Source organism: Vibrio sp. J2-3(2022) (genome assembly GCF_021725735.1).
GTDB classification, from domain to species: domain Bacteria; phylum Pseudomonadota; class Gammaproteobacteria; order Enterobacterales; family Vibrionaceae; genus Vibrio; species Vibrio diabolicus.
Genome location: NZ_JAKKCK010000004.1, coordinates 211,035 through 237,905, shown reverse-complemented (window position 1 = coordinate 237,905; position 26,871 = coordinate 211,035). Strand labels below are relative to the sequence as shown.

The following is a 26,871-nucleotide window of genomic DNA, read 5'->3' as shown; positions in this document are numbered from 1 at the left end:
GGAAAATATAATGCAGTTGTGGTTACATTTTCATTGGGTGCTAACCTTTAGGCTACGGGGGTGTGCCGTTAGTGCCCAAATAATACTTATAAATTTATCAGGAGCATAAACATGTTTAAGAACCTTTTTGCTAACCTGCAAAAAGTTGGTAAGGCGCTGATGCTTCCAGTATCAGTTTTACCAGTTGCAGGTATTTTATTAGGTGTGGGTGCTGCCCATCTAAGCTTTATTCCAGAGATCGTTTCTAATCTTATGGAACAAGCTGGTGGTTCAGTATTCGGCCAAATGGCACTTCTATTTGCAGTAGGTGTAGCTCTAGGCTTCACTAATAACGACGGTGTTGCTGGTCTTGCAGCAATCGTTGGTTACGGCATCATGACGGCAACGCTAGGTGTAATGGCGGGTGTTATGGGTGTTGAGAAAATCGATACAGGTGTACTAGGTGGTATCCTTGTCGGTGGTGTGGCTGCTTGGGCATTCAACCGTTTCTTCAAAATTCAACTTCCAGAGTATCTTGGCTTCTTCGCTGGTAAGCGTGCAGTGCCTATCATCACTGGTTTTGCAGCGATCATCCTTGGTGTTATCCTTTCTGTAATTTGGCCACCAATTGGCGGTGCAATCTCTGCATTCTCTGATTGGGCTGCGCACCAAAACCCACAACTAGCATTCGGTATCTACGGTGTTGTAGAGCGTTCTCTAATCCCATTCGGCCTACACCACGTATGGAACGTACCGTTCTTCTTCGAAGCTGGTTCTTGTGTTAACGCTGCTGGTGAAGCTCAAAACGGCGTACTAACTTGTTACCTAGTTGCTGATGAAGCATCTCGTGCTGCTGGTAATGGCTTCGGTCAGCTAGCGGGTGGTTACATGTTCAAGATGTTTGGTCTACCAGCTGCAGCAATCGCAATTGCTCACTGTGCTAAACCAGAAAACCGTGCAAAAGTAATGGGTATCATGGCGTCAGCTGCACTGACTTCATTCCTAACTGGTATTACTGAGCCTATCGAATTCTCGTTCCTATTCGTTGCTCCACTACTATACGGTATCCACGCTCTACTAGCTGGTTCTGCATACATTGTTTCTAACACTCTAGGCTTTGTACACGGTACTTCTTTCTCTCACGGTCTGATCGACTTCCTAGTTCTATCTGGTAACGCTCAGAAGATGGGTCTAATGATTGCTGTTGGTCTAGTATACGCAGTGATTTACTACGTAGTGTTCCGTGGCGTAATCACAGCACTTGACCTAAAAACTCCTGGTCGTGAAGATGAAACAGAAAGTGCGGCAGCAACTTCTGGCTCTGACATGGGTGGTGAACTGGTTGCAGCGTTCGGTGGTAAAGCTAACATTACTGGTCTAGACGCATGTATCACTCGCCTACGTGTCGCGGTTGCAGATACAGCAGCTGTAGACCAAGACAAACTGAAACAACTTGGCGCTGCTGGTGTTGTAGTTGTTGCAGGTGGTGTACAGGCTATCTTCGGTACTAAGTCTGACAACCTAAAAACTGAAATGGATGAGTGGATCCGTAACCACGGCTAATCACCGTCATTCATAACAATGAATAAAAGGAGGCTTCGGCCTCCTTTTTTTAGTTCCTCTCTCATTGCTAAAAGTGCTTTCTGAGTGTGATCCTAAACTCATCTTTACTTTTGCCAGTCTTTTCATACATCGCGCTTACTCATCGTTGACATATTGAAACACCACTATGTTTGAATAGCGCATGATGTTTTTTTAATAATTGATAACGTGTATGAAGAGCAAATTAATTTTATTAGCAGGACTAGTTTCTAGTACCGCAATTGCGGCAAATGAGCCAACGAACTTGTCTGTTGGTATGGCTGTCGATCAACAGTTGAGTGTTGTTGTTGAGTTAGATAATAAGTATCGCGGCATTATCGGTAACGATGGTATGGCGTTTGATTACATCGCTAAACGTGGAACATTCGATCAAAACATGCCTGTGACCTGGTATGTTGGCGTTGGTGGTTGGTATGAGTGGGATGATGAGTTTGGCGTGCGTGTGCCTCTCGGTGTGAACTGGGATTTATCACGCGGCTGGGATCTTTATGGTCAAATACACCCAGAGCTAGATCTTTACAAAGGTGCTGACTTACAACTTGGTGGTGCCGTTGGCATCAAATACAGTTTCTAGAATAAAAGAAACATAAAAAAACGCCGGTAAATACCGGCGTTTTTTGTTTGGAATGCAATACTGCTATTGTTTATCCATGGCTCGCTTGATACAAACGGCAGCGCCGCCCCAAGTGATACCTAAACCAATAACCATCATAATAATTGCGCTGATTGTCATTTCGCTGTCTCCTTGCGATTCACTGCGTTAATCACTAGACCAAAGATAAATAGTGCGGCGATAAGTGCCCAGCCTACAGTTAGATCATAACCACCGTAGCCTTCAGTAAATAAAGCATAAAGCTTAGTCGCTAAGATAATGGCGAGCATAATCGGTGTTACGAAGCGTAAACAGATCTCAAACCATTGACCAATAGAGAAATCAGAGCGCTCATTTACGTAATTACGTACTTCAGGCACGCGTTTCAATAGCCACGCCATCAATACAATCTCAACCAAGCCGCCTACCATAATGCCAACGTTGTTTGCAAAGTGGTCTACTAGGTCTAGCAGCAATAGACCGCCATTTGTTGCGAACGCCATAGAAACCACAAAACCAGTTCCAATTACAACGTTTGCAGCTTTTTTTCGGCTCCACTTTAGCTTATCGATGATGGCGGATGTTACGGCTTCCATGATAGAAATGTGCGAACTTAGACCAGCAACCACCAGTGCAAAGAAGAACAGAGGACCAAGAATATATGGTGCGGGTAATAAGTTAATTGCCGCAGGTAAAGTAACAAAAGCAAGGCCAACGCCTGCAGATACCACTTCTGTTAGCGGTTTACCTTGTTCTTGAGCCATGTAACCCAAGACAGAGAAGATCATAATACCAGCTAGGATGGAGAAGCCACAGTTGATCAACACGGTCATAAACGCGTTATTCGTGATGTCTGATTTTTCTGGCAGATAACTAGAGTAAGCCAGCATGATCGCGAAGCCGATGCTTAGGGTAAAGAAGATCTGACCGTACGCAGCTGCCCATACTTTCACATCCCAAATTTTGCTGAAATCGGGTTCAAACATGTAGTTAACGCCATCCAAAGCTCCTGGCAAGAAAACCATACGTCCGATTAAAAAAATCACCATCAAGAATAGTATTGGCATCATGATTTTAGATGCGCGCTCAATCCCTGATTTCACGCCTTTGGCAATGGCGGTATAAGTAATGGCCCAAGCAATCACCATAGATAAGGCTATCTTCCATTGAATACTGCCTAAGTCTGTTGGTGAGTTGTCACCTAACTTTAGGTACTCGCTAAAGAAAAATGCGTTTGTATCGGTTCCCCAACCTTGAGTGAACGACAACCCAAAGTAAGAAATTGACCAACCGATAACTGCAACATAGTAAACGGCGATAACTGCTGCAACACCAACTTGGAACCAGCCAAGCCATTCAAATTTAGAATGAATTTTCGCTAGCGTTTTTGGTGCTGAGCCTCGGTACTTTTGTCCCATACTGAACTCAAGGATCATAAATGGAATACCGGCCGTGATCATGGCGAAAATGTAAGGAATAAAAAATGCGCCGCCACCGTTTTCATAGGCCATATATGGAAAACGCCAAATGTTTCCCAAACCGATAGCAGACCCGACTGCTGCTAAGATGAATCCCGCTCGGGATCCCCATTGTTCTCGCTTCATATTTGACTCCTATACGACTCCCTGAGGAATGAAGCTCTCTCCGTAACACAGTAATATTTGCGTAAACTGTTGGAAGAAAGGACCGCTGTTATCTATCAGCTTTTCTATCCTTAATTCTAGCTTATTATAATTTTCTAGAGCTATATTCTAGTTACTGTGAGAGAAAGTAGATTATTAATCTTAAAATTTTGATGTGTGTTTGATAAAACTGAAATATTTATCTGTTTTCACTAATCAGACTAACTTCTAATAATACTTAGCGCAATAGAATCTAAATGTTAACTCAGATGCGTTGTCTGGTTTTAATCTTGTTAAATTTGAGTTTGATTATGGTTTTGTGTGGGGGATTGGTTGGTTGTATGGAATAAATGACTAGAATCCAATAATCGACTTGGTGTTTAAAACTATTTTGATGAACTAGGGCGTACGGCTATCTTTTGCGCACCCCGCTAGAGAATGCTTCGTTACTTTTCTAAGCGATGATTTTTAGATGATATTTTCTATCTGCTTTGTGTAGGACTCGCCCAGCACTCTTTGCGGAGAGCCCTACGAAGTGAAGTGTACAAAAAATTAGAAACGGAAACTAAAACCAATATTTGATTGGAATTGATTCATCCAATCGGTATCGAACTTAATGATGCAGTTTGAGCCGTCATTAGGTAGGGTGCAGGCTCCAGAGGTATCGTTATCAACGACCGTTCCCAACCATCTCAATTGGGCTGTCAACGCAAAGTTCTTTGAAAACTCATATTCCAGCCCTGCAAAAGCGCTCGCCGAAAATCCGTATTTTTTGTCTACCCAATCAACATCGGTGTAAGAGGCTCCCAAGCCAACACCAATATAGGTTTGCCAGTTTTCTGCAACAGGGTAGTACATGCTGCTTTGAAATTGCAGGTAATGGATGTCTGCCGAATTTGATAACTTTTCAAGTTCTGTTGATTGGTTGGAGTAAAATAATCCAATTCTTCCTTTCTCAAAAGGCGTCTCGATTGAAAGTGCGTAGTTCACTGCGGGATCGAGGTCGTATGTATTGCCACTTTCGTCTTCTACTTGACCGCCACCTGTATAGCCGATGAATGGAGTAACGATAATATTGGCTTGTGCACTTACCGCGGTGCTGAGCAGTATGCTTCCTACCAGCCAGCTGAGTTTTTGGTTCATGTCCTATCTCCTTATTATGACTAAGCTAATTGTGATGGGTTAGTCAAAATTGCGCGACTAAATTAAGCAAATCTTGAACATATTTCACACTGGTGTTATTAATTTGTTACATATTAAGGAGGTGTTTATGGAACACGATCTAAAATCCGCATTAATCATCGTGGTGACTGTTTTTGCAGTACTTTTGTCGTTTGGCATCATTGCGATTACAACGGCTTAAGATAACTACTTTTACCAAGTGTTTTAACAAAATGGCGTGAGCCTATGATACGTAACAGCGGTATAATCACAGAAAGCCATACTGAGCTTGATGTCAAAGTTTATGAGCATTTCAGGCATGGAAAAACTGCTTTAGTCACGCAAGGTGGAGGGCAGAGAGGGATTTTTACCGCTGGCGTATTAGACGCATTTTTACTTTCCAACTTTGATCCTTTCGATGAATTCTACGGTACCTCTGCTGGGGCACTCAATTTATGCTCTTACTTATGTCGTCAACACGGTATGGGCAAAGCTTTTATTACCGAACTGACAACGTCTCCTGAGTTTTTTAATCTGTTTCGTTATATTCGAAAGCAGCAGTACTTGGGTTTAGAGTGGGCGTTAGAGCGGATTCAAGATTTCCCTTACAAGCTTGATCTTGATTTAGGCCGCAGTGCACTAGGAGGTCGAGGTGCGTTTGCAGCGGTAACAAATGTAGAGACGCTATCGGATCAATATTTACCAATCTTGGGTGACACGTGGTTTAACACCATGTTAGCAACATGCGCGATTCCTAAGTTGTACCACGGACCTGTCGACGTTAATGGCAATAAGTTTGTTGATGGTGGTGTGTCGGCTTCTATCCCTGTTCAAGAAGCGTGGCGTCAGAATGCTCGCAACATTATTGTCATCCGAACAGAACCGTTCTCGGAGATTGAAGCGAGAGCGCAAAGTGAAGTAGGGGATGTGCCTGTCGAGTGGTATCGAGAGTCTATCAATTCGGTGCAGCAATCATGGCAGCAAAAAGTGAATCGATGGAAGTTGGATTGGGCTTCGTTCTTCCAACAAAAAATTAATGCCGCCCATCAGTCGAAGCTTGCAGGAAAAATGCTATTGAATGGAGGCCGTTGGTTGTTCGGTGCTGATAATTTGTATCGTCTAAGCCATTTAATCGGTGAGAATTTTGACTCAGGTTTAGCCGACATGCTGATGATTCACTATCAAACATTTGAGCTCACTCAGGCCTTTATATCTGCTCCACCTGACGATACTTTCATTTTACAAATCGCGCCTAAAGAGGGGCTTCGTTCTTCTTCTTTGTTAAGTGACCAAGAATCACTAGAGCATGATTATCAACTCGGACTTCAGGCGGGATTTAATCTGGTTCAACTCTATGACCAACTGAATATTGAAATTGATGGCAGAGAGAGTGCATAACCTTTTGTATTAACGACATACGCTAAATACAAAGTGAAGTGTAAATAAATGAGGCTCCGTTTTCGGAGCCTCATTAGTGTGCGTACCTAATCTCTATGGTTAATAGGGTTAGGTATAAAGGTTATGCTTGCAGAATTCGCATGCAGTTGGTTGAACCAACGACATCCATTACATCGCCTTGAGTTATCATGACTAAATCACCCTTGTGCAAGAACCCTTGTTCTTTAAGGCTGGCAATCGCAGCTTGAGCTGTCGGTAAACCTGCATCACTTTTTGACTCGAAATATACCGGTGTCACGCCTCGGTATAGTGCAGCTCGATTGAGCGTGGATTCATTACGTGATAAGGCAAATATTGGTAAGCCAGAGCTTAAGCGAGACATCATCAACGCAGTCCTGCCAGATTCTGTTAACGAGATCATCGCTTTAATTCCTTCCATGTGATTCGCAGAGTACATGGTTGCCATTGCGATGGTTTCTTCAGCTGTTTCGAAGGTGCGATCTAAGCGATAAGTGGATAGGCTTGCCTCAGACATCTTTTCTGCGCCCACACACACCTCGGCCATGGATTTGACCGTTTCTACAGGGTATTTACCTGCTGCGGTCTCTCCAGACAGCATCACCGCGTCAGTGCCGTCTAGAACCGCATTGGCCACGTCCATCACTTCAGCACGCGTCGGCATCGGGCTAGTAATCATGGACTCCATCATTTGTGTCGCAGTAATTACGATGCGGTTTAAGCTGCGTGCGCGGCGAATCAGCTTTTTCTGGACGCCAATAAGTTCAGGATCGCCGATTTCTACACCCAGATCGCCACGCGCAACCATCACCACATCGGATGCGAGAATAATATCGTCAATAGACTCATTGGTCGCGACGGTTTCTGCTCGTTCGACTTTGGCCACCAGCATGGCTTCGAGGCCCGCATCTCTGGCTAGGCGTCGAGCATAATGCATGTCTTCGCCGTTACGTGGGAACGAAATAGCAAGGTAGTCCACTTGAATTTCTGCGGCGGTAAGAATGTCTGCTTTATCTTTCTCTGTGAGCGCATCGGCTGACAGTCCGCCGCCTTTTTTGTTGATCCCTTTATTATTAGATAGTGGGCCACCAACAATCACACGGGTATGAACTTTATTGCCTTCGACGCTGGTGACTTGCAGTTGAACGCGTCCATCATCGAGTAACAGAATGTCGTTTGGTGACACATCTTGCGGCAGTTCTTTATAATCTAGCCCTACGGACTCTTGGTTGCCTTCACCTTTTGGTAAATCACTGTCTAATGTGAATTTATCGCCCACATTTAACATGACTTGGCCGTCTTTAAAGGTCGATACGCGGATTTTAGGGCCTTGCAAGTCGCCGAGGATAGCAACTTGACGCCCAAGCTTTGCCGCAATAGTACGGACTTTTTTGGCGCGTTGAATGTGGTCTTCACTGGTTCCATGTGAGAAATTCATACGGACAACGTTTGCACCGGCTTTGATGATCTCCTCAAGTACATTGTCCTTATCCGTTGAAGGACCAAGCGTGGTGACAATTTTTGTTCGTCTTAGTTTGGAAGTCATAGATTCTCCGATGAATGTATGTGTAAAGGTAACTTGAACTCTATCCTTACTTTCCTCAATCGCTCTCAAGGTCCGCCTCGTTGCTGAGCCCACACCTTAAAGCTGCTTGAGTATAAGTATATGCACAGAATGTTTACATTAAGAGTAATCCCGGTAAAACAGACAGATATTCCATAGGCTTCAGCCTCTATTGGAGAGAATGCGCTGCTGTAACAGGAGTTGCTTCATAATTTAGTGAATAAAAATAAGTTATTTTTCAAACAATTTAACAGGAGTAGATTCTTCGTTATTTGATTGAATACACAAACAAACAGGTTTATACGTGATGCTTGTCACGGGGATTTATTAATTCACTTCACAATTAGTTCGCAAAGTAAAAAAATTGTCTCGTTATAGAATTTCGGAGTGCAAGATGTACATGGCTCAACCGGGCCATATTGATCATATCAAACAGGTCAATGCTGGTCGTGTATATAAACTAATTGACCTAAAAGGTCCTATTTCTCGAATTGATTTGTCCAAGCAGAGTGAGCTTGCTCCTGCCAGTATCACCAAAATCACTCGAGAATTAATTGAAGCGCACTTGATTCATGAAACCACAGTACAAGAAGCGACGAGTCGTGGTCGACCTGCCGTCGGTTTGCAGGTCAACAACGAAGGGTGGCAATTTCTGTCAATGCGTTTGGGGCGAGGTTATTTAACTATTGCTCTGCATGAGCTAGGTGGCGATGTGTTGATCGATACTAAAATCGAGATACACGAACGTGACCAAGACGATGTGCTTGAGCGTCTGCTCTACGAAATTGATGAATTCTTCCAAACTTACGCGGATCAACTTGACCGTGTTACCAGTATTGCAATTACGCTGCCTGGCCTTGTGAATTCAGAGCAAGGTGTCGTGCTGCAAATGCCTCATTACAATGTCGAAAATCTTGCTCTTGGACCAGAGATATACAAAGCAACGGGCTTGCCAGTTTTCATTGCCAATGACACGCGAGCTTGGGCATTAGCAGAAAAGCTTTTCGGCCATTCTCAAGACAATGACAACTCCGTCCTTATCTCTATTCACCATGGTTTAGGTGCCGGCATCATTCTGGATGGGCGCGTTTTGCAAGGTCGTCACGGCAACATTGGTGAGCTTGGGCATATTCAAATCGATCCAAATGGAAAACGTTGTCATTGTGGCAACATTGGTTGTTTGGAAACCGTTGCCAGTTCTCAAGCCATTCGTGAAGAAGTCGTAAGACGAATTGCTGATGGCGAAGACTCTATTCTTGCTGAACAAGAAGAAATGAGTATTGAGAGCATTTGTGAAGCGGCAGCGAACGGTGATCCGTTGGCAGTTGATGTGATTGAAAAGCTTGGACGCTACTTAGGTTCCGCAATTGCTATTGTGATCAACTTATTTAACCCTGAGAAGATCTTGATCGGTGGTGTGATTAACCAAGCAAAAGATGTACTTTATCCTGCGGTGCGTCGCTGTATCGAAGAGCAGAGTTTACCGGTTTATCACCAAGATCTTGAGCTGGTGGAATCTCGTTTCTATAAGCAAGCAACAATGCCTGGTGCCGCGTTGATCAAGCAAGCGTTGTACGATGGTCAGTTATTGATGAAGGTTGTGGAAGGCTAATTGCTTCAAACATGATGAAGTGCTTAGGTGTCGAGCCTATACATTTTTAGATGATTTAGGGTGAGGCTCAACAGCTCACCCTTTTTGATCGCCTATTACTAGAAGGTGAATTTGAGTTGTGCTGCATTGCTATATCTGCGCCATTCATGTAATTTCCTAAAAAGCTCAAGTAAATAAACCCAAATGGCTTTCAATGTGTAGAGTGACTTTGTGTCTGATGCAAATAGAAGGGAAGTAATACGCTGAAACCGTTGTACTTTCAAGCCATGCTCGAAAAACAAATATCTTAAGGTTATTTGGGTTTAGAACCTTGATGTGTCTGTATTGATTTCGAGTAAAAATAAGAATTATCCATAAATTAGGTAGTAGTATGTCCGGAGTGTTAAATACGGTTGACCAGCGTACGAACTTGGTTGGTGAAAACCGACTAGAGCTTCTGCTGTTCACTTTAAATAGTCGCCAATTGTTTGCGATTAATGTGTTCAAAGTGAAAGAGGTCATCAAGCTGCCACCGTTAACCAAGCTCCCTGGCTCACACTACAACATTCGTGGGGTCGCTTCTTTACGAGGTGAAGCAGTGCCAGTGATTGATTTGCGTGGCGCGATAGGTTTCCCAGCTTTGCGTGGTGAAGCGGAAGAAGAAAATTTGATCGTGACGGAGTACAACCGCACGGTACAGGGCTTCTTAGTCGGTCCGGTCAAGAATATTATTAATACGGCATGGACTGAAATTCAGCCGCCTCCTTCCACGTCTGGTCGCTCGAATTACCTCACAGCTATCACGCAAATCAAAGAGGGGGATGCCTCTCAAATTGTCGAAATTATTGACGTTGAAAAAGTTTTAGCAGAGATCGTGCATTACGACGTGACTATTTCGGAGGACATTCTCGATCAAGAACTGGCCCAAGCAATGGTCGGGCGTAATGTTCTGATTGTGGATGATTCCTCTACAGCTCGTAATCAAGTTCGCGATACGCTTTCTCAATTAGGTATGAATATCATCGAGTGTCGTGACGGACTAGAAGCGCTAACAGTTTTAAAGCGCTGGTGTGATGAAGGGAAAGACGTAGAAAAAGAGCTGTTGATGATGATTACGGATGCTGAAATGCCTGAAATGGACGGTTATAAACTGACTCATGAAGTGCGCCAAGATCCACGTATGTCTAAGTTGTTTATTACGTTGAACACCTCTCTGAGCGGCAGCTTTAATGAAGCCATGGTACAAAAAGTAGGCTGTGATCGTTTTATCTCTAAATTCCAACCAGATCTGTTGGTTGAAGTTGCTCAAGACCGATTACGCCAGATGCTTTCAAAAGTGCATGATTAGATATAGTGAAATCAGAGGGAGAGCAGCTCTCTCTGATTTTTAACGCCTCGCTTATTAATATCTCTGTACTAATGAAAGTCGCGAGATTTACTTTGTAAATTATTCAAATAGTGCGTGCAATCAATCAACTTGCCAGCAATAACGTGCGTGACTTCTCCCTCTCTTTCAAGAATGCCTTTCACCATTAATACTTTAGCGCCTAAATACGCTTGCTTTTGGGCTCGTGCTGTCGCTTGCCAAACGACCACATTAATGTTGCCTGTGTCATCTTCTAACGTAAAAAATGTCACGCCAGCGGCGGTGCCTGGAGATTGTCTTCCCGTTACCACGCCTACCACTGTGACCAATGACCTATGCGGTTTCTCTGCTAATTGCCTCATGCGGGTAAAATGAGGGAGTTTGCCCGTTTCTTCTAATAATTTAATCGGGTGGCGGCTAAGAGACAGTCCTGTGCTCGCGTAATCCTCAATTAAATTTTCATATTCAGAGGGCTGAGTTTGGTAGCTAACACCGGGTTCTTTGACCTTGTGAAACAATGGTAGGTCAGATAAGGAATCCATTGCTGCCCAGCGTGCGTTATAACGATTCCCCGATAGGACCTGAAATGCATTAGCTGAAGCTAATAATTCAATGTCACTTCGGCTTCTTAATATCTGCTTTACTTCTTGAATCGAGCGGTAACCATTAAGTGGTTTGCGCTCAATAAGCCTTTGCGCACTTTCTGCGTTAAAGCCTTTCACCAAGCGAAAACCAAGTTGCACGCCGAGCCTGCCATTCGGACGTGAGACGAGATGATGCTGATATTTTGAGTGATTGACGCACACCGGCAATACTTCGACGCCATGTCGGCGGGCATCTTGTACTAATTGCGATGGGCTATAAAACCCCATTGGTTGGCTGTTCAACAGTGCAGTGTAAAATTCTGCTGGGTAATAATATTTTAACCACGCAGAACAATATGCCAGCACTGCGAAAGACGCTGAATGGCTTTCAGGGAAGCCATACTCACCAAAGCCGCAAATTTGATCGAAAATGCGCTCAGCAAACGCTAATTCATAACCTCTCTCTTGCATACCATTGATCAGTTTTGGCCTGAATTTAGCGAGATCGCCATTCTTTTTCCATGATGCCATTGCTCGACGGAGTTGATCGGCCTCGCCGCCGCTAAACCCAGCTGCTACCATGGCTAACTTGATGACTTGCTCTTGGAAAATTGGGACGCCCATAGTCCGCTCAAGAACGCTTTTTACTTCTTCCGATGGATAACTGACAGGCTCTTTGTGATCACGTCGTTTTAAAAAAGGATGCACCATATCACCCTGAATAGGGCCTGGACGAACAATCGCAATTTGAATCACTAAATCGTAATAACAAGCGGGCTTTAAGCGAGGGAGCATGCTCATTTGTGCACGAGATTCAATTTGGAATACGCCTATCGTGTCGGCTTTTTGGATCATGCGGTACACGTGTGGATCATCTTGTCGGCGAGTGATCTCAGAAATAGAGAGGGATCGCTGGTGGTGTTTCTCGACCAGTTGAAAGCACTTTCTGATGGCGTTTAACATGCCGAGTGCGAGCACATCGACTTTTAATAGCTTCAAGTTTTCTAAATCGTCTTTGTCCCATTGAATGATAGTGCGATCTTCCATCGAGGCATTTTCAACAGGTACCAACTCATATAAAGGGCCAGATGAAATTACAAAGCCACCCACGTGCTGAGATAAGTGGCGTGGGAAGCCAATTATCTCGTTGACCAATTGGATAAACTGCTGCCCTTTGAGAGATTCTGGTTGTAAGCCAAGTTCAATAATTTGAGCTTGCCAGCCTTGGCTGCGATCTCGGCGATTAACGTTCTTAATGAAAAAATCTAATTGGGTCTCTTCAATCCCTAGCGCTTTACCGACTTCACGCACGGCACTTTTAAAGCGATAGCTGATCACTGTTGCAGCAAGCGCTGCACGCTCACGGCCATATTTTTTGTAAATATATTGGATAACCTCTTCACGGCGTTCGTGTTCAAAGTCCACATCAATATCCGGCGGTTCTTTACGTTCTTTACTGATAAATCGTTCGAATAAGACTGCGATTTGTCGAGGGTCGACGGCGGTAATTTCTAGGCAATAGCACACCACAGAGTTTGCGGCGGAACCTCGACCTTGGTAAAGAATGCTTTGTTGTTTCGCGAACATTACGATGTCGTGGATGGTAAGGAAGTAGTAGTGGTATTTCAGCTCTTGAATAAGCGCAAGTTCATTCTCGATGGTTTGATTGACTTCTGCTGGCACGCCTTCAGGAAAACGCAGCTTTTTGCCACGCTCGACTAACATACGTAAGTAAGAGTCGGGTGTATAACCATCTGGGATCAGCTCGGTAGGATATTCGTATTTTAAATCGGAGAGCTTAAACTCGCATAAATCGGCGATGTAAGTACTTTCTTCCAGCCATTCTGGTTTGTAAATCCGAACCAGTTTTTTAAAAGGACGAAGCGCTCGTTCTGTATTCGAAATACGATCAAAACCGAGTTTATCGACGCTACACCCATGCTTTATAGCGGTAAGTACATGCTGTAATGGCAAGCGTTCAACATCATGCATGAGAACGCCTCCGCAGGCAGTTATAGGTAATTGAAATTCATGTGCTAACTGCTCGCAGTGCGCAATGTACTCAGTATCGTTGTTACTCAAATGGCGCTGAATCGCTACCCACAAACGATTAGCGTGGTGTTGATTGAGCCAGCGTCCCCAATAGTGGTCACTCTCTTGATGTGTGGGCAGCCACAATACCAAGCAATGTCGAATCGACATCAAATCCCATTCGAACAGTTGATAGTTGCCTTTTTCACTTCGTCTTCTTGCGTTTGTGATGATACGACACAACTCGGCATAAGCCTTGCGACAAGGGCAAAGCAGTACGATTTGGCATTCATCATTTAACCAAAACATACTTCCAACGATTTGTTTGATATCGAGTTTATGTTGTTCGATGGTCGCATGAGCTTTGACAACGCCCGCGACTGAACATTCATCAGTTATGGCTAGAGCTTGATAGCGATAGAAAGCAGCTTGGAGTACCAGTTCTTCTGCATGAGAAGCCCCAGTCAAAAAAGAGAAGTTAGACTGACAAAATAGTTCCGCGTAACTCATAATGATCCAACAAAAATAACTGTCGATTTAACAAAAATAGCCATGAAGAAACCAGTGCTTGTGCTGATCGCGAAATATCCATAACCAGCGGCCTTGCTTGGTGTGTGCAATGTAGTAATCACGCATGATCTCATCACCATCCCACCATCCAGAAACGATTCGCTCAGGTCCGTGGACCAAAGAGACTTGCTCTTGCAATGCAATGGGAGTGGGCAATTGCATTGCGGGGCGTAGTATGGATGGTATGGCGTGCTCCTTTTCATCTGGAGCATCAGCAGGGCGATACTGACTGGCCTTTTCTGGTCTAGGATCGCAAGCGATGTTGGGTTTTAACACGGCACTTTTACCCAATTTAGCTTGCAGTAAAGAGAGCAGTTCTAAAGCATTCATGTTCCCTTTTTGCCCAGCAAAGAGATCGCGTGATGCACTAAGAGGCTCACCTTGACGGACGACTTTTAACGTTAGCCCTGTGACTGGGCCATTGAGCGAGAGTGACTCTAAGCTTAAACTCGCTAACTGCTGCCAACGCTGACATAGGTAATCACCTTGCGCAGAAGTGAGTTGAAGGTGTTGCTCTTGTTTCTCACGCTGGTGGAGTGTTAAACACAGCTCAAAAGCGACCTTATCTCTTAATTTAAGAAAGGTTTCGAGTTGACGAAGTAACTTGGCCAGCGGCTTTTCAATCCACTGGACGTTTTCGAGCTCAAATAACAGCTCTAAATAAACTTGGAAGGATTCGGTCGGGTGATAAAAGTCGACAGGATGCTTGAATTGCCCAGTCAGTCGACCAACGTAGTTCACCAAATCGATATCAAAGCGTCGTGCGATGTCTTGCAACGGCAGTTCAAGCAGGTTTTGCAATGTGGTGACGCCTACACGTTGTAACTTCTCTACGGTAGCGCTTGATAAATCTGTCAGTGTTAACGGTAGTGGTGATAAGGCTTTTTGTATGGCAGATTTGTCTTCACTGATGACGTTCGCTCCTGATAATGCCATCAATTTGGCAGCAAAAGGCGAAAAACCACATCCGAATTGAAAACTCAGTTTCAGCTCCGATAAGTGAGCTCTGACTTTATTCCAATAGTTTTCAAGCCCTTCATACAGAGAGAGCATTGGAGTAGTACGCAGTAAAATACCTTGGTTTGGCATCAACACAATGTCAGATGTGATCAAATACAACCACTGAGCAATTTCTTGTAACTTGCTCAATTCGGTGTGCGGATGATAAGGATGCACTTGTAAATCTCGACACAAGGACGCAGCACTGCCTAGGCCCATGCCAGGCTTAATGCCTTGTTGTTCGGCAATCTCGTTGTATTGAAGAATCTGGCAACGTTGGCTTTCGATAATCACCACGGGTTGTTCTTGGTTATCACCAAAGAGTGCGTCTAGCTGTAGGCGAGGGAAGTGCAAGTAAATCCATAAAGCCATATCACTAACCTTGGTTCACCAATGGGAAATTGACCACAGTCGAGTGCAGAGTTTCAGATGATGGTTTCACCAGTTGCGGGTAATGGTGTTGGAAGCCGATACTAACACTACCTCTATTCCAGCCTCCTTTCCTTTTTAGTACTTCAACATTAATCCCTTGCTCGTCACCTTTCAGTTTTAAACTGAGTGACACAGGCAAAGACAAGCGGTTGATAGTCTCTGTTTTAAGCATAAAAAGAGGGCAAGTACCTTGTTCACTCGCTACCTGTAAGCGTTTCACTTGATGTATTTCAAGCTCTTCTTGCCATAACAAAACATTACGGCATACCCCACTTTTCAGACATTGCTCTGCAGCCCAAAGAGCATCTTTTGGGTGAGTTGGATTAACGACCCACACTTGGTTTATATCCAAACCGATGTAGTGTAAGAACAGAGAATTCACTAACGCGGGAGGTTGAATAAATGCAGTCACACCATTGGTCTGAGTGGCTTTTAAATAAGGAGCGAGCAAACGCAATTCACCAATACTACCAATAGATTCCATCTCCACTACGCCATGAGGTGGAAAGCCTCCGCCGAGCAAATCATCTAATTCAGAAAACCCGGAACTAGTCCGCAACTGCTGAGGATCTGTTTTCGTTAAATTTGCTTGCCAAACAAGGTGCTGGCTTTTTAAGTGCTGAATAATATCGTGCATAATAAATACCTGTATATATGTACAGTATATTTCTATGGCAGAAAGTCGCAAGATTTTTATGAAGAGAGAAATGAAAAAAGGCAGCGTTTGCTGCCTTTTTAATCGATTATGTGAGGTAACCTGAATTCGTTATTTACGCTTCGGTTGAGCGTCGATGCACTGACCATTCACATCGGTAACCGCTGGATCCATTAAGTGCAAATATAGCGGCATGATATCCAATGGCGTTTTGAGAGTATTTGCATCTTCACCCGGGTATGCTTTTTCACGCATGCGAGTACGAGTTGCTCCAGGGTTAATTGCGTTAACACGGATCGGCGTATCACTCAGCTCGTCAGCCAAAACTTGCATCATGCCTTCTACGGCAAACTTAGAGATAGCGTATGGCCCCCAGAACGCGCGACCAGAGTGGCCGACGGTCGAAGAGGTAAAGATAATACGCCCAGCTTCTGATTTACGCATCACAGGCAGTAGTGCTTGAGTCATTAACACTTCTGCTTTCACGTTGATCTGCATGATATCGTCGAAATCTTCCTCTTTGATTTGATCAAATGGACACAGCGAACTCAAGACACCAGCGTTGTGTAATAGGCCATCCAAACGACCAAACTGTCCTTCGATTGTCTCTGCCATATCAATGTAATTTTGCTTAGTTGCGCCCTTGAGATCCAGAGGAATGATAGCAGCTTGTGGGTAGCCAGCTGCTTCAATCTCATCATAGATAGATTCAAGGTTTTGCACATTTCTACCCAAAAGAATAACAGTTGCACCGTGCTCGGCATAAGAAAGCGCGGCTTGACGGCCGATGCCATTACCAGCGCCAGTAACAAGAATGACTTTACCTTTTAGAGCATCAGCTGAAACGGAGTAGTTCACGGCGATAAATCCTTATTATTGTAAGAGGGTCCATGATAGTTAATTGACGCTAAAAAACGCCTGTTTCTCAATGGAAAATCTTGGTAATCGTGACAAGATGGTTACAATACACCAATTCATGTGTTATACCAATTCCAGAACTTTCGTTAGGTATGCTATCAATCAGAACAAGTGGTTACAAACCGCGCTGCCTTCTCGCTGATGTTTCTGCGTAACATACTAACGTCATCTGAAATGAGATAAAGGAGCTCTCGTTGGAATTTTTATTAGATTATGGTCTGTTTCTGGCCAAAATTATCACGGTGGTTGCTGCGATAATTGTTCTGCTCATTATTGCAAAATCGGCTGGTGGCAAATCGGGTGCGGCGAAAGGGGAGTTAGAGATTACCAACCTTTCAGAGCAACACAAACAATCTGTTGAGCAGTTAGAACATCATTTGCACGACGATGCTTTCATCAAAGCTCGAGATAAAGCGGTCAAGAAAGAAGAGAAAGAGAAAAACAAATCTCGCGAGAAAGAAATCAAACAAGCGAGCAAAGACGGTTCATTAGATAGCAAGCGTGAACCACACCTATTTGTTCTTGATTTTAACGGTAGCATAGATGCAAAAGAAGTCGCGTCTCTACGTGAAGAGATCACTGCTATTTTGGCTGTCGCACGTGAAGGTGATGAAGTATTACTTCGTTTAGAATCTGGCGGTGGTATGGTTCATGGCTACGGCCTTGCCTCTTCTCAACTGGACCGAATCAAAGCTGCGGGTCTTCCTCTGACCATCTCTGTTGACAAAGTTGCGGCAAGTGGCGGTTACATGATGGCATGTGTCGCAGATAAGATTGTTTCTGCACCGTTTGCAATTGTGGGCTCTATTGGCGTTATCGCGCAAATTCCTAACTTCAACAAACTGTTGAAGAAACATGACATTGAGTACGAACAACTAACCGCGGGTGAATATAAACGCACGCTAACGATGTTTGGTGAGAATACCGATAAAGCGCGCGATAAGTTTAAGCAAGAGCTTGAAGAAACACATGTCTTGTTTAAAGACTTCATTCGCGAGCGTCGTCCTAGTTTGGACCTAGACAAAGTAGCCACAGGTGAGCACTGGTTCGGTACACAAGCGAAAGAGCTTGGTTTGGTGGATGATATTAGTACATCTGATGATATCGTTGTTGCGGCATGCAAAGATAAAACCGTACTTTCTGTGCATTATGTGCAGAAGAAAAAACTGGCAGACAAGCTAGCAGGTGTCGCGGGCAAAGTTGCTGATAGTGTGATCTTAAAGTTAGCTGAGCGTGGCCAAAAACCGATTGTTTAATCGAACCTAAGATCATGACATTTAAAACGGCGAGGGTGGAAGCTCTCGCCGTTTTTGTTGAACCTTATGTTTATTGATGAATCCAATTGCGCATTAGGTGTAATGCTTTACACGACATTTTTCCTCGCTCCAAAAGGCGATTACCCGTATAATGCGCGCCTCGAAAACCGAGCAAATTGCTGAAAAGAAACTATAGGTGGAGAAGAACATGTCCTCTCAAACTCCGGTTGTAACCGTAGATGGACCTAGTGGTGCAGGTAAAGGCACTTTATGTATGTTGCTGGCGAAAAAGTTGGGTTTCCAACTCTTAGATTCTGGCGCAATTTATCGTGTACTTGCACTCGCTGCGATTCACCACGGTGTCGACACAGAGTCAGAAGACGCACTTGTCCCACTGGCAACACACCTAGACGTTCAATTTATCGCAGAGGGCGACTTAGTTAAGGTCGTTCTAGAAGGCGAAGATGTGTCAGGGGAGCTTCGCAAAGAAGAAACGGGTATGGCAGCATCTAAAGTTGCGGCTCTGCCACGTGTTCGTGAAGCATTATTACGTCGTCAGCGTGCATTTGAAGCCGCTCCGGGCCTAGTGGCTGATGGTCGTGATATGGGCACAATTGTATTCCCAAGTGCACAAGCGAAAATCTTCCTTGATGCGAGCGCAGAAGAGCGTGCAAATCGACGCCTTAAACAGTTGCAAGAGAAAGGGTTAGATGTTAAATTTGCTGACCTTTTAAGCGAGATCCAAGAGCGTGACGACCGAGATCGTAACCGCCCAGTGGCGCCACTACGCCCTGCTGAGGATGCGCTTGTGCTAGATTCTACGTCGATGACTATCGACGAAGTAGTAGAAAAGGCACTACAATATATCGAATCGAAGCTAGCTGAGTAATGATACTCGGCTAGACTAAGAGCGTTGGTCGCAAGGATGATGACTGGCGAATTTAATAACCCCATGCGGTAGGATACCCGTGGACGTTTAATTTATTGAAGATTAACTAAATGACTGAATCTTTTGCTCAACTCTTTGAAGAGTTTCTAAACGAAACAGAATTCCAACAAGGCAGCATCGTTAAAGGTACTGTAGTAGCTATCGAGAACGGTTTCGTTCTTGTTGACGCTGGTCTTAAGTCTGAATCTGCTATCCCTGCTGAACAGTTCAAGAACGCTGCTGGCGAACTTGAAGTTGAAGTTGGCGCTGAAGTAGACGTAGCTCTAGACGCTGTTGAAGATGGTTTCGGTGAAACTCAACTTTCTCGTGAGAAAGCTAAGCGTCACGAAGCTTGGATCGTACTTGAGAAAGCTTACGAAGAAGCTGAAACTGTTGTTGGTATCATCAACGGTAAAGTTAAAGGCGGTTTCACTGTTGAACTAAACGGTATCCGTGCTTTCCTTCCTGGCTCTCTAGTAGACGTACGTCCAATCCGCGACACTGCTCACCTAGAAAACAAAGAGCTAGAGTTCAAAGTTATCAAACTTGACCAAAAACGTAACAACGTAGTTGTTTCACGTCGTGCTGTTATCGAATCTGAAAACAGCGTTGAGCGTGACGAGCTTCTAGAAACTCTACAAGAAGGTTCTGAAGTTAAAGGTATCGTTAAGAACCTTACTGACTACGGTGCGTTCGTTGACCTAGGTGGCGTTGACGGTCTTCTACATATCACTGATATGGCTTGGAAGCGCGTTAAGCACCCATCTGAAATCGTTAACGTTGGTGACGAGATCCAAGTTAAAGTTCTTAAGTTCGACCGTGAGCGTACTCGCGTATCACTAGGTCTTAAGCAACTAGGCGAAGATCCATGGGTAGCAATCGCTAAGCGTTACCCAGAAGGTCACAAACTAACTGGTCGCGTAACTAACCTAACTGACTACGGCTGCTTCGTTGAAATCGAAGAAGGCGTTGAAGGTCTAGTTCACGTTTCAGAAATGGATTGGACTAACAAGAACATCCACCCTTCTAAAGTTGTTAATGTTGGCGACGAAGTTGAGGTTATGGTTCTTGAAATCGACGAAGAACGTCGTCGTATCTCTCTAGGTCTGAAACAGTGTAAAGCTAACCCATGGCAGTCATTCGCTGAAGCACAAGCTAAAGGCGACAAAGTTACTGGTAAGATCAAGTCTATCACTGACTTCGGTATCTTCATCGGTCTAGAAGGCGGCATCGACGGTCTAGTTCACCTATCTGACATTTCTTGGAATGTTGCTGGCGAAGAAGCTGTACGTGAGTACAAGAAAGGCGACGAGATCTCTGCAGTTGTTCTAGCAGTAGACGCTGAGCGTGAGCGCATCTCTCTAGGCATCAAGCAAATGGAAAACGACCCATTCAATGCTTACGTTGCTGACAACAAGAAAGGTGTTCTAGTTAACGCTACTGTAACTGCTGTTGACGCTAAAGGCGCTACTGTTGAAATCGCAGAAGGCGTTGAAGGTTACATCCGTGCTTCTGAAGTATCTCGCGATCGCGTAGAAGATGCTTCTCTAATCCTAAGCGCTGGTGATGTTGTTGAAGCGAAGTTCACAGGTGTAGACCGTAAGAACCGCGTAATCAACCTATCTATCAAAGCTAAAGACGAAGCTGACGAGCAAGAAGCAATGGCATCTATCAACAAGCAAGATGACAATGCATTCGGTAACGCAATGGCTGACGCTTTCAAAGCTGCTAAAGGCGAATAATATACTCGCTTAAGCAAAAAAGGAGCCGCAAGGCTCCTTTTTTATATTTGAGCATATTAAAGTAGTAATACTAATGACGGTAAACTATCTTAATAAAAGGCATTTCTTCATTGCGCATTTTGCATAAAATTTGTCTAGAATTGTCAGCAAGTGTTTGTTGGAATTAGTATTACTTACTATAATAAGTGATAAAGATACTCAAAGAGGGCAACTATGACTAAGTCTGAACTGATTGAAAGACTCTGCGCTGAGCAAACACACTTATCAGCGAAAGAGGTAGAGGATGCTGTAAAAGATATTTTAGAGCACATGGCCTCTACGCTAGAGAGCGGTGACCGTATCGAGATCCGTGGCTTTGGTAGTTTTTCTCTTCATTACCGCGAGCCTCGCGTAGGTCGTAACCCTAAAACGGGCGATAAAGTGGAATTGGAAGGTAAATACGTTCCACATTTCAAACCTGGTAAAGAGCTTCGTGAGCGTGTAAATATTGGCTAACGCACTCTTATTAGTTTGAAAAAAGCGGCATACGTTTGTGTATGCCGCTTTTTTGTAATGTATCCAAGCAGTTTACGAAGCGAGCAGTTGATTCTGGCTGTTTTCTTTGCAGCTTTCTACACCCAAGTAACTTTAACTTCTAGGCGTGTCTACAAACTAAGCATCTTGAGGTTACTTGGGTATAGATTATTGCTAATATACGTAGTCTGAAGAAGCATTTTCCTGCATAATCTTACCGACTTACTCCTAGAAGGGTGATGTAAATGAAAATTATAAAAATCGTTGCTGTTTTAGCTCTCTTTTTAATTGCATTGGCGTTAGGTTCCCAAAACCAAGAGCTCGTGACTTTTAACTATCTTCTAGCCAAAGGAGAGTTCCACTTATCTACACTATTAGGTGTGGTATTTGTGGTTGGCTTTGCTTTAGCGTGGGTTATCTTTGGTAGTATCCAGTTGAAAACTCAGCTACAAGTTCGTCGTTTAAAGAAAAAACTGAAAAAGTACGAACCTACAGATGCAAACAAACCTGCTGATAAGCCAGCCATCGAAAAACAGGCATAAGGATAAGGCTTAACTTTAATGCTTGAACTACTCTTCTTGTTGTTGCCTATAGCTGCTGCGTATGGCTGGTATATGGGGCATCGCAGCGCTCAGCAAGACAAGCAGAAGCAATCTCATCAAATCTCTCGTCAGTATATGACGGGTCTTAATCTGCTGCTCTCTGACCAATCAGATAAGGCTGTCGATCACTTTATTGAATTGCTCCAAGTTGATAACGAGACCATCGATACTCACCTTGCGTTGGGTAACCTATTCCGGTCTCGTGGCGAAGTCGACCGTGCAATCCGAATTCACCAAAATCTCATTTCTCGCTCTGGCTTAACACTGGATCAAAAGAATCTTGCACTTCAACAGTTGGCGAAAGATTACATGGTCTCTGGTTTTCTCGATCGTGCAGAGAAAATCTTCGAACAGTTAGTCGAAGAGCCAGATTACAAAGAAGCGGCCCTTCAGCAATTGGTAACCATTTACCAACAAACACGTGAATGGGAAAAAGCAATTTATTACGCCAATCAATTGGCTAAGTTGGGTAATAAACGCTCCAGAATGCGTGCGAATATTGCTCATTTTTGGTGTGAAATTGCAATGCTCGACCAAGCCGATGGTAATACTAATAAGGCAATACAGCACTTTAAAAAAGCCCTAGCAGAAGACCCAAAGTGTGTTCGAGCGAGTATTGCTTTGGGACGAATTTATCTAGAGTCTGAAGATTATAAACACACGATAAAATACCTAACGGGTGTGCTTGAGCAAGACAAAGACTTTATCAGCGATGTCTTACCAACCATTGCAGAGTGCTACCATCATTTGGGCCAGGAAGATGAACTTGTAGAGTTTCTGCGAGCTTGTATTGATAAGAAAGCAGGCGTATCAGCCGAGTTAATGTTGGCTCAGTTGGTTGCTCACCACGAGAACGTAGGGGCTGCACAAGAGCTGCTGACCAAACAGCTGCTGAAAAATCCAACCATGAAGGGCTTTTATCGATTAATTGACTACCATATTGCTGAAGCAGAAGACGGTCGCGCGAAGGACAGTCTATCGACGCTACAAGCGATGGTGGGTGAACAGTTAAAAGTGAAACCACACTACCGATGCCGGAAGTGTGGGTTTTCTACTCATTCCCTTTATTGGCACTGCCCGTCCTGTAAAGGGTGGGGGACGATCAAGCCAATCCGCGGATTGGATGGTGAATAATTTTAATGCAGCTGGCAGAATTTCTGTCCGCTGCATTTTTTTAACTTTTTATTTAATAAGAACCAAAATAGTTAGGAGATGAAATGATCGACCAAAAAGTTATTGTCGCACTGGATTATGATAACCAAGCAGACGCACTTGCGTTTGTAGATAGAATTGATCCTGCGTCATGTCGCCTAAAAGTTGGCAAGGAAATGTTTACGCTATTTGGTCCTGATTTCGTACGTGAACTCCACAAACGTGGTTTTTCAGTCTTCCTGGATTTGAAATTTCACGATATTCCAAATACGTGTTCTAAGGCGGTCCGCGCAGCCGCAGAATTAGGGGTTTGGATGGTGAATGTGCATGCGAGCGGTGGTGAGCGCATGATGACGGCATCACGTGAAATTCTTGAGCCATACGGTAAAGATCGCCCACTTCTGATTGGAGTAACGGTACTAACCAGTATGGAACAAAGTGATTTAGCGGGTATTGGTTTGAACGTTGCGCCTCAGGATCAAGTTATTCGTCTGGCGACATTGACCAAAAACGCTGGTTTAGATGGTGTCGTATGTTCAGCTCAAGAGTCTTCATTGCTTAAGAGCGAACTTGGTCAAGACTTTAAGTTAGTTACACCAGGAATCCGACCTGCTGGCTCTGAGCAAGGTGACCAGCGCCGTATCATGACACCAGTAGAGGCTATTCAGTCAGGCTCTGACTATCTTGTTATTGGGCGTCCAATTACTCAAGCTGTGGATCCTGCTGCAGTGTTGAAATCGATCAATGATAGCTTGTCTAGTATGTAAGCACAGTCTTGTATTGTATAAAGAAAGGTGAGGCTGTGATGCCTCACCTTTTTTGTATCTAATAAAAATACCAACCGTAGTAAGTAACTGCTCATTTTAACCAGTTATATCTGCTCGCTTACTTGCTTGCTTTAATTGGTGTAGGGGGGAGCTTATTCGGATAAAGGTTCTACGGTTTATTATGAGAAAAGTAGGGCTTGGTACTGTATCGATCACACTTTTGTAACATAACTCACTGTGATGCATAGAAAATGCGACCATGTATTATTGATGACTTGCGTTACAAAAGCCTAAAGAATACTATGGCGAGGATGCATTCACTGCGTTGTAAGGTCTAGGATGACCTAGTGAAACTCTTTGAAATTAATATAGAAGCTGGCAGGAAGTCACTTCATATTACGCTCCTATTATTTCCTATCTGCGTATTTTCTATTTGCAGCTTTCACACTCCGTCTTCCTTGCTACGACCTTAATCGCAAACACAACAAGGAAGAAACATGACTAAAAAACTGCCATTTTCAGTACTTGCAACACTGACCGCTGCCAGTTTTCAACTGAGTGCGGCAGAGCTACCTGCTGATATAGAATGGATTTCAAATAACAATGAACCTCTGTTCGCCTCTGAAGAAGCGGTACGAGGTGGTACTTATCGTACTTACATTCAGAGCTTTCCTCAGACATTACGAAGTGTTGGTCCAGATGCGAACTCCGGCTTGCGCCAATATTTAATGGATGGTTCACCAAAGCTTGCTCAGCGTCATCCAAATACTGGTAAATGGATCCCCCAACTTGCTAAGTCATGGGCATTTGGAGAGGACAACAAAACCGTATTCTTTAAGCTTGATGAAACGGCCGAGTGGTCAGATGGTGAAAAAATTACGGCAGATGATTACGTCTTTATGATGAAGTACTACACGTCAAAAGACATTATCGACCCGTGGTACAACGACTTTTTCACGAACAGCGTTGTTGGTGTTGAAAAAATTGACGACTACACCATCAAAGTCAATCTTGCTGTAGCTCAAAGTCATGACTCGCTCATGGTTATGATTAACATGCCGAGTAATGGTTTTCAGCCTCGTCCGGAACACTTCTTTGAAGGAGAAAAGGACGCAAATAACGATGGCATGCCTGATAACTTCGTCAGAAAGTTCAACTTTAAATCTGAGCCAACTGCGGCGCCTTACTACATTGATAAAGTGAAGAAAGGTAAGAGCGTGACATTCAAACACGTGGGCGAAGATTGGTGGGGGTATAACAACCGCTACTATAAAAACCGTTACAACGTAGAAAAAGTCCGCATTAAGGTGATTCGCGATCCTGATATTGCCATGAAGCACTTTGAGAAAGGCAACTTGGACTACTTTGAGATGGTGCTACCAAGCTTCTGGCATGACAAAACCGATAGTGATGTGTACAAAAAAGGCTATATCCAAAAGTACTGGGGCTTTAACGAAGCACCACAAGGCGCTGGTGGCCTTTGGATGAACACCGCGATGCCGATGTTGGATAACCTAGAAGTGCGTAAAGGCGTTATGGCAGCCACTGACTATGATGGCATGATTGAAAATATCATGCGTGGAGATTATTCACGTAAACCACATGGACTCGGCTTTGGTCATGGCGAATACGATGATCCTAATAATACACCGCCTAAGTTTGATGCCGATGCGGCGGTTAAACATTTCGAAAAAGCGGGCTTTGACAAAGTTGGCGCAGACGGTATCCGTGTCAACGACAAGGGCCAACGCTTGAGCTTTGCTATCACCTATGGATACAACTCTTGGACACCGCGTATTGCGTACTTGAAAGAGCAAGCGAAACTTGCTGGTCTTGAGTTCACGTTAAACTTGGTTGATGGTTCATCTGCGTTTAAATACATTCTTGAGAAAAAGCATCAGTTAGCGTTCTTGAATATGGGTTCTGGTGAGATTCCTGCGTATTGGGAATACCTGCACTCTGATAATGCTAATCGACCACAAACGAATGCTCATACCAACTACAGCAGCCCTGAGTTGGACAAGTTGATTGAAGCTTATGACTCTGAGTTTGATCAGGAGAAGCGTTACGATTTATCGCATCAAATCCAAAACTATGTCAGCAAAGCGAATATCATCGTTCCTGGATACATGGTGCCTTATTCTCGAGTTGCACATTGGCGCTGGGTTAAAATTCCTAAAGATGGCATGACAAAAGCGACAGAATGGGTGCTTCATCCAATGGATATTGGTAATTTCTGGATCGATACCAAAGTAAAAGAAGAGACTGAGGAAGCGATGGACGAGGGTAAAACCTTCCCAGAGACAACGGTTATTGATGATCGCTACAAGTTGTAACTCCACAACTTAGCGGCGATACAAATGAAAGCCCCGGTAATTAAGTTACAGGGGCTTTTTTATTTTTACTTAACTAAGTAAGACGCTTCTAAAAGGTAGGTTTTCACATCACCAAGCAAAGAGAAGGCCTTGTCGATGGTTTTAAATCGCTCATCAAGTGAGTCACTAGATATAAGTTGGCTGAACGTTTTTACCGAGAAAGCTTCGTTTGCTTTAAAGAACTGATGCACATTTTCAAGCTGAACTTTATGAATATGCTCCACCTTATTTAGGGCGGTGGTTAAATCGGAAATGTTAATCGACATTGCTACTCAAGAACCTTATCAACAAGACCTCTACATAAGGTCATAGAATGGGGCTTTATATTTTGCCGTAGAGTAGCACCAAAGAACGGATTGCAGTCTGACTAAGATCAATTTGTCTCGCTTGATTATCTACATCTATTTCGATCGGAAAACTTCTTGCAGCACAAAAAAGGGAAGCAACTTGCTTC

The 26,871-nt window shown here is 43.9% G+C and carries 23 protein-coding genes; 14 read left to right on the top strand and 9 right to left on the bottom strand.

The genetic code is table 11. From position 1 onward, the window contains the following. Nucleotides 1-111 precede the first annotated feature (111 nt). Together ptsG and L3V27_RS16190 are read left to right on the top strand one after the other, a co-directional pair. Nucleotides 112-1,542 (top strand): PTS glucose transporter subunit IIBC, encoded by a 1,431-nt coding sequence (gene ptsG / locus L3V27_RS16195; RefSeq protein ID WP_006743155.1) that lies wholly within the window; start codon nucleotides 112-114, stop codon nucleotides 1,540-1,542. Between the two features lie 211 nt (nucleotides 1,543-1,753). Then, nucleotides 1,754-2,155, top strand: coding sequence for a hypothetical protein (locus tag L3V27_RS16190; protein WP_012841593.1), 402 nt, complete (start codon nucleotides 1,754-1,756; stop codon nucleotides 2,153-2,155). A 63-nt stretch (nucleotides 2,156-2,218) separates the two neighbouring features. Here the strand turns inward: L3V27_RS16190 and L3V27_RS16185 are convergent, their stop codons facing one another. From L3V27_RS16185 to L3V27_RS16175, 3 genes are all read right to left on the bottom strand, one after another. Continuing rightward, nucleotides 2,219-2,314 (bottom strand): MetS family NSS transporter small subunit, encoded by a 96-nt coding sequence (locus L3V27_RS16185; RefSeq protein WP_005372963.1) that lies wholly within the window; start codon nucleotides 2,312-2,314, stop codon nucleotides 2,219-2,221. Next, entirely contained in the window at nucleotides 2,311-3,777 is a 1,467-nt protein-coding gene (locus L3V27_RS16180) for a sodium-dependent transporter (protein ID WP_005398219.1), read from the bottom strand. Before L3V27_RS16180 ends, L3V27_RS16185 begins: the two co-directional genes overlap by 4 nt. Nucleotides 3,778-4,347: 570 nt before the next feature. Next, nucleotides 4,348-4,938 (bottom strand): outer membrane beta-barrel protein, encoded by a 591-nt coding sequence (locus tag L3V27_RS16175; RefSeq protein WP_005398217.1) that lies wholly within the window; start codon nucleotides 4,936-4,938, stop codon nucleotides 4,348-4,350. A gap of 127 nt (nucleotides 4,939-5,065) precedes the next feature. On the opposite strand from L3V27_RS16175, the gene L3V27_RS16170 reads away from it, so the two are divergent. Together L3V27_RS16170 and L3V27_RS16165 are read left to right on the top strand one after the other, a co-directional pair. Beyond that, the gene (locus tag L3V27_RS16170; RefSeq protein WP_005372970.1) at nucleotides 5,066-5,158 is read left to right on the top strand and encodes a YnhF family membrane protein; all 93 of its coding nucleotides are present in this window, start codon (nucleotides 5,066-5,068) and stop codon (nucleotides 5,156-5,158) included. A 44-nt stretch (nucleotides 5,159-5,202) separates the two neighbouring features. Next, entirely contained in the window at nucleotides 5,203-6,354 is a 1,152-nt protein-coding gene (locus L3V27_RS16165) for a patatin-like phospholipase family protein (protein WP_005398215.1), read from the top strand. 121 nt (nucleotides 6,355-6,475) lie between these two features. Here the strand turns inward: L3V27_RS16165 and pyk are convergent, their stop codons facing one another. Next, nucleotides 6,476-7,918: a pyruvate kinase gene (pyk, locus tag L3V27_RS16160; protein ID WP_005398214.1), complete on the bottom strand. Its 1,443-nt coding sequence runs from the start codon at nucleotides 7,916-7,918 to the stop codon at nucleotides 6,476-6,478. A gap of 412 nt (nucleotides 7,919-8,330) precedes the next feature. Here pyk and L3V27_RS16155 point away from each other — a divergent pair, with 412 nt between their 5' ends. Then, nucleotides 8,331-9,548 carry an ROK family protein gene (locus L3V27_RS16155; protein ID WP_005398213.1) on the top strand — a complete coding sequence of 406 codons (1,218 nt, stop codon included), beginning with the start codon at nucleotides 8,331-8,333 and terminating at the stop codon, nucleotides 9,546-9,548. Nucleotides 9,549-9,918: 370 nt separating this feature from the next. Continuing rightward, a complete protein-coding gene (locus tag L3V27_RS16150; protein ID WP_237312332.1) occupies nucleotides 9,919-10,875 on the top strand; it encodes a chemotaxis protein CheV in 957 nt (318 codons plus the stop codon). A 68-nt stretch (nucleotides 10,876-10,943) separates the two neighbouring features. Here the strand turns inward: L3V27_RS16150 and L3V27_RS16145 are convergent, their stop codons facing one another. From L3V27_RS16145 to L3V27_RS16130, 4 genes are all read right to left on the bottom strand, one after another. Next, nucleotides 10,944-14,018, bottom strand: coding sequence for an error-prone DNA polymerase (locus L3V27_RS16145; RefSeq protein WP_237312330.1), 3,075 nt, complete (start codon nucleotides 14,016-14,018; stop codon nucleotides 10,944-10,946). A gap of 27 nt (nucleotides 14,019-14,045) precedes the next feature. Then, nucleotides 14,046-15,449 (bottom strand): DNA polymerase Y family protein, encoded by a 1,404-nt coding sequence (locus L3V27_RS16140; RefSeq protein ID WP_237312328.1) that lies wholly within the window; start codon nucleotides 15,447-15,449, stop codon nucleotides 14,046-14,048. A 4-nt stretch (nucleotides 15,450-15,453) separates the two neighbouring features. Then, entirely contained in the window at nucleotides 15,454-16,146 is a 693-nt protein-coding gene (imuA, locus tag L3V27_RS16135; protein ID WP_237312326.1) for a translesion DNA synthesis-associated protein ImuA, read from the bottom strand. A 129-nt stretch (nucleotides 16,147-16,275) separates the two neighbouring features. Further along, entirely contained in the window at nucleotides 16,276-17,022 is a 747-nt protein-coding gene (locus L3V27_RS16130) for a YciK family oxidoreductase (protein ID WP_046874431.1), read from the bottom strand. A gap of 254 nt (nucleotides 17,023-17,276) precedes the next feature. On the opposite strand from L3V27_RS16130, the gene sohB reads away from it, so the two are divergent. From sohB to L3V27_RS16090, 8 genes are all read left to right on the top strand, one after another. Continuing rightward, nucleotides 17,277-18,338, top strand: coding sequence for a protease SohB (sohB, locus tag L3V27_RS16125; protein ID WP_005385819.1), 1,062 nt, complete (start codon nucleotides 17,277-17,279; stop codon nucleotides 18,336-18,338). Between the two features lie 208 nt (nucleotides 18,339-18,546). After that, the gene (gene cmk / locus L3V27_RS16120) at nucleotides 18,547-19,227 is read left to right on the top strand and encodes a (d)CMP kinase (protein ID WP_005397113.1); all 681 of its coding nucleotides are present in this window, start codon (nucleotides 18,547-18,549) and stop codon (nucleotides 19,225-19,227) included. 110 nt (nucleotides 19,228-19,337) lie between these two features. Next, nucleotides 19,338-21,008, top strand: coding sequence for a 30S ribosomal protein S1 (rpsA, locus tag L3V27_RS16115; protein ID WP_005385817.1), 1,671 nt, complete (start codon nucleotides 19,338-19,340; stop codon nucleotides 21,006-21,008). 213 nt (nucleotides 21,009-21,221) lie between these two features. Beyond that, nucleotides 21,222-21,503, top strand: a complete 282-nt coding sequence (gene ihfB / locus L3V27_RS16110; protein WP_005385816.1) for an integration host factor subunit beta — start codon at nucleotides 21,222-21,224, stop codon at nucleotides 21,501-21,503. A 263-nt stretch (nucleotides 21,504-21,766) separates the two neighbouring features. Continuing rightward, nucleotides 21,767-22,063, top strand: a complete 297-nt coding sequence (locus tag L3V27_RS16105) for a lipopolysaccharide assembly protein LapA domain-containing protein (RefSeq protein ID WP_005397112.1) — start codon at nucleotides 21,767-21,769, stop codon at nucleotides 22,061-22,063. 18 nt (nucleotides 22,064-22,081) lie between these two features. Next, nucleotides 22,082-23,257 (top strand): lipopolysaccharide assembly protein LapB, encoded by a 1,176-nt coding sequence (gene lapB / locus L3V27_RS16100; RefSeq protein ID WP_005376665.1) that lies wholly within the window; start codon nucleotides 22,082-22,084, stop codon nucleotides 23,255-23,257. An 83-nt stretch (nucleotides 23,258-23,340) separates the two neighbouring features. Next, nucleotides 23,341-24,042 carry an orotidine-5'-phosphate decarboxylase gene (gene pyrF, locus L3V27_RS16095; protein ID WP_145473689.1) on the top strand — a complete coding sequence of 234 codons (702 nt, stop codon included), beginning with the start codon at nucleotides 23,341-23,343 and terminating at the stop codon, nucleotides 24,040-24,042. 497 nt (nucleotides 24,043-24,539) lie between these two features. After that, entirely contained in the window at nucleotides 24,540-26,378 is a 1,839-nt protein-coding gene (locus L3V27_RS16090; protein WP_006742667.1) for an extracellular solute-binding protein, read from the top strand. A gap of 65 nt (nucleotides 26,379-26,443) precedes the next feature. On the opposite strand, the gene L3V27_RS16085 is transcribed toward L3V27_RS16090, so the two are convergent. Next, on the bottom strand, nucleotides 26,444-26,683 hold the full coding sequence (locus L3V27_RS16085; protein ID WP_005397103.1) for a hypothetical protein: 240 nt from the start codon (nucleotides 26,681-26,683) through the stop codon (nucleotides 26,444-26,446). Between the last annotated feature and the right edge of the window lie 188 nt (nucleotides 26,684-26,871).

Coding starts and splice junctions, on each gene's coding strand:
- L3V27_RS16105 (WP_005397112.1), top strand. CDS start 21,767: ATGAAAATTATAAAAATCGTTGCTGTTTTAGCTCTCTTTTTAATTGCA.
- ptsG (WP_006743155.1), top strand. CDS start 112: ATGTTTAAGAACCTTTTTGCTAACCTGCAAAAAGTTGGTAAGGCGCTG.
- L3V27_RS16190 (WP_012841593.1), top strand. CDS start 1,754: ATGAAGAGCAAATTAATTTTATTAGCAGGACTAGTTTCTAGTACCGCA.
- L3V27_RS16090 (WP_006742667.1), top strand. CDS start 24,540: ATGACTAAAAAACTGCCATTTTCAGTACTTGCAACACTGACCGCTGCC.
- L3V27_RS16185 (WP_005372963.1), bottom strand. CDS start 2,314: ATGACAATCAGCGCAATTATTATGATGGTTATTGGTTTAGGTATCACT.
- L3V27_RS16150 (WP_237312332.1), top strand. CDS start 9,919: ATGTCCGGAGTGTTAAATACGGTTGACCAGCGTACGAACTTGGTTGGT.
- pyk (WP_005398214.1), bottom strand. CDS start 7,918: ATGACTTCCAAACTAAGACGAACAAAAATTGTCACCACGCTTGGTCCT.
- L3V27_RS16180 (WP_005398219.1), bottom strand. CDS start 3,777: ATGAAGCGAGAACAATGGGGATCCCGAGCGGGATTCATCTTAGCAGCA.
- L3V27_RS16085 (WP_005397103.1), bottom strand. CDS start 26,683: ATGTCGATTAACATTTCCGATTTAACCACCGCCCTAAATAAGGTGGAG.
- L3V27_RS16165 (WP_005398215.1), top strand. CDS start 5,203: ATGATACGTAACAGCGGTATAATCACAGAAAGCCATACTGAGCTTGAT.
- imuA (WP_237312326.1), bottom strand. CDS start 16,146: ATGCACGATATTATTCAGCACTTAAAAAGCCAGCACCTTGTTTGGCAA.
- ihfB (WP_005385816.1), top strand. CDS start 21,222: ATGACTAAGTCTGAACTGATTGAAAGACTCTGCGCTGAGCAAACACAC.
- L3V27_RS16155 (WP_005398213.1), top strand. CDS start 8,331: ATGTACATGGCTCAACCGGGCCATATTGATCATATCAAACAGGTCAAT.
- rpsA (WP_005385817.1), top strand. CDS start 19,338: ATGACTGAATCTTTTGCTCAACTCTTTGAAGAGTTTCTAAACGAAACA.
- L3V27_RS16140 (WP_237312328.1), bottom strand. CDS start 15,449: ATGGCTTTATGGATTTACTTGCACTTCCCTCGCCTACAGCTAGACGCA.
- L3V27_RS16170 (WP_005372970.1), top strand. CDS start 5,066: ATGGAACACGATCTAAAATCCGCATTAATCATCGTGGTGACTGTTTTT.
- L3V27_RS16145 (WP_237312330.1), bottom strand. CDS start 14,018: ATGAGTTACGCGGAACTATTTTGTCAGTCTAACTTCTCTTTTTTGACT.
- cmk (WP_005397113.1), top strand. CDS start 18,547: ATGTCCTCTCAAACTCCGGTTGTAACCGTAGATGGACCTAGTGGTGCA.
- L3V27_RS16175 (WP_005398217.1), bottom strand. CDS start 4,938: ATGAACCAAAAACTCAGCTGGCTGGTAGGAAGCATACTGCTCAGCACC.
- pyrF (WP_145473689.1), top strand. CDS start 23,341: ATGATCGACCAAAAAGTTATTGTCGCACTGGATTATGATAACCAAGCA.
- lapB (WP_005376665.1), top strand. CDS start 22,082: ATGCTTGAACTACTCTTCTTGTTGTTGCCTATAGCTGCTGCGTATGGC.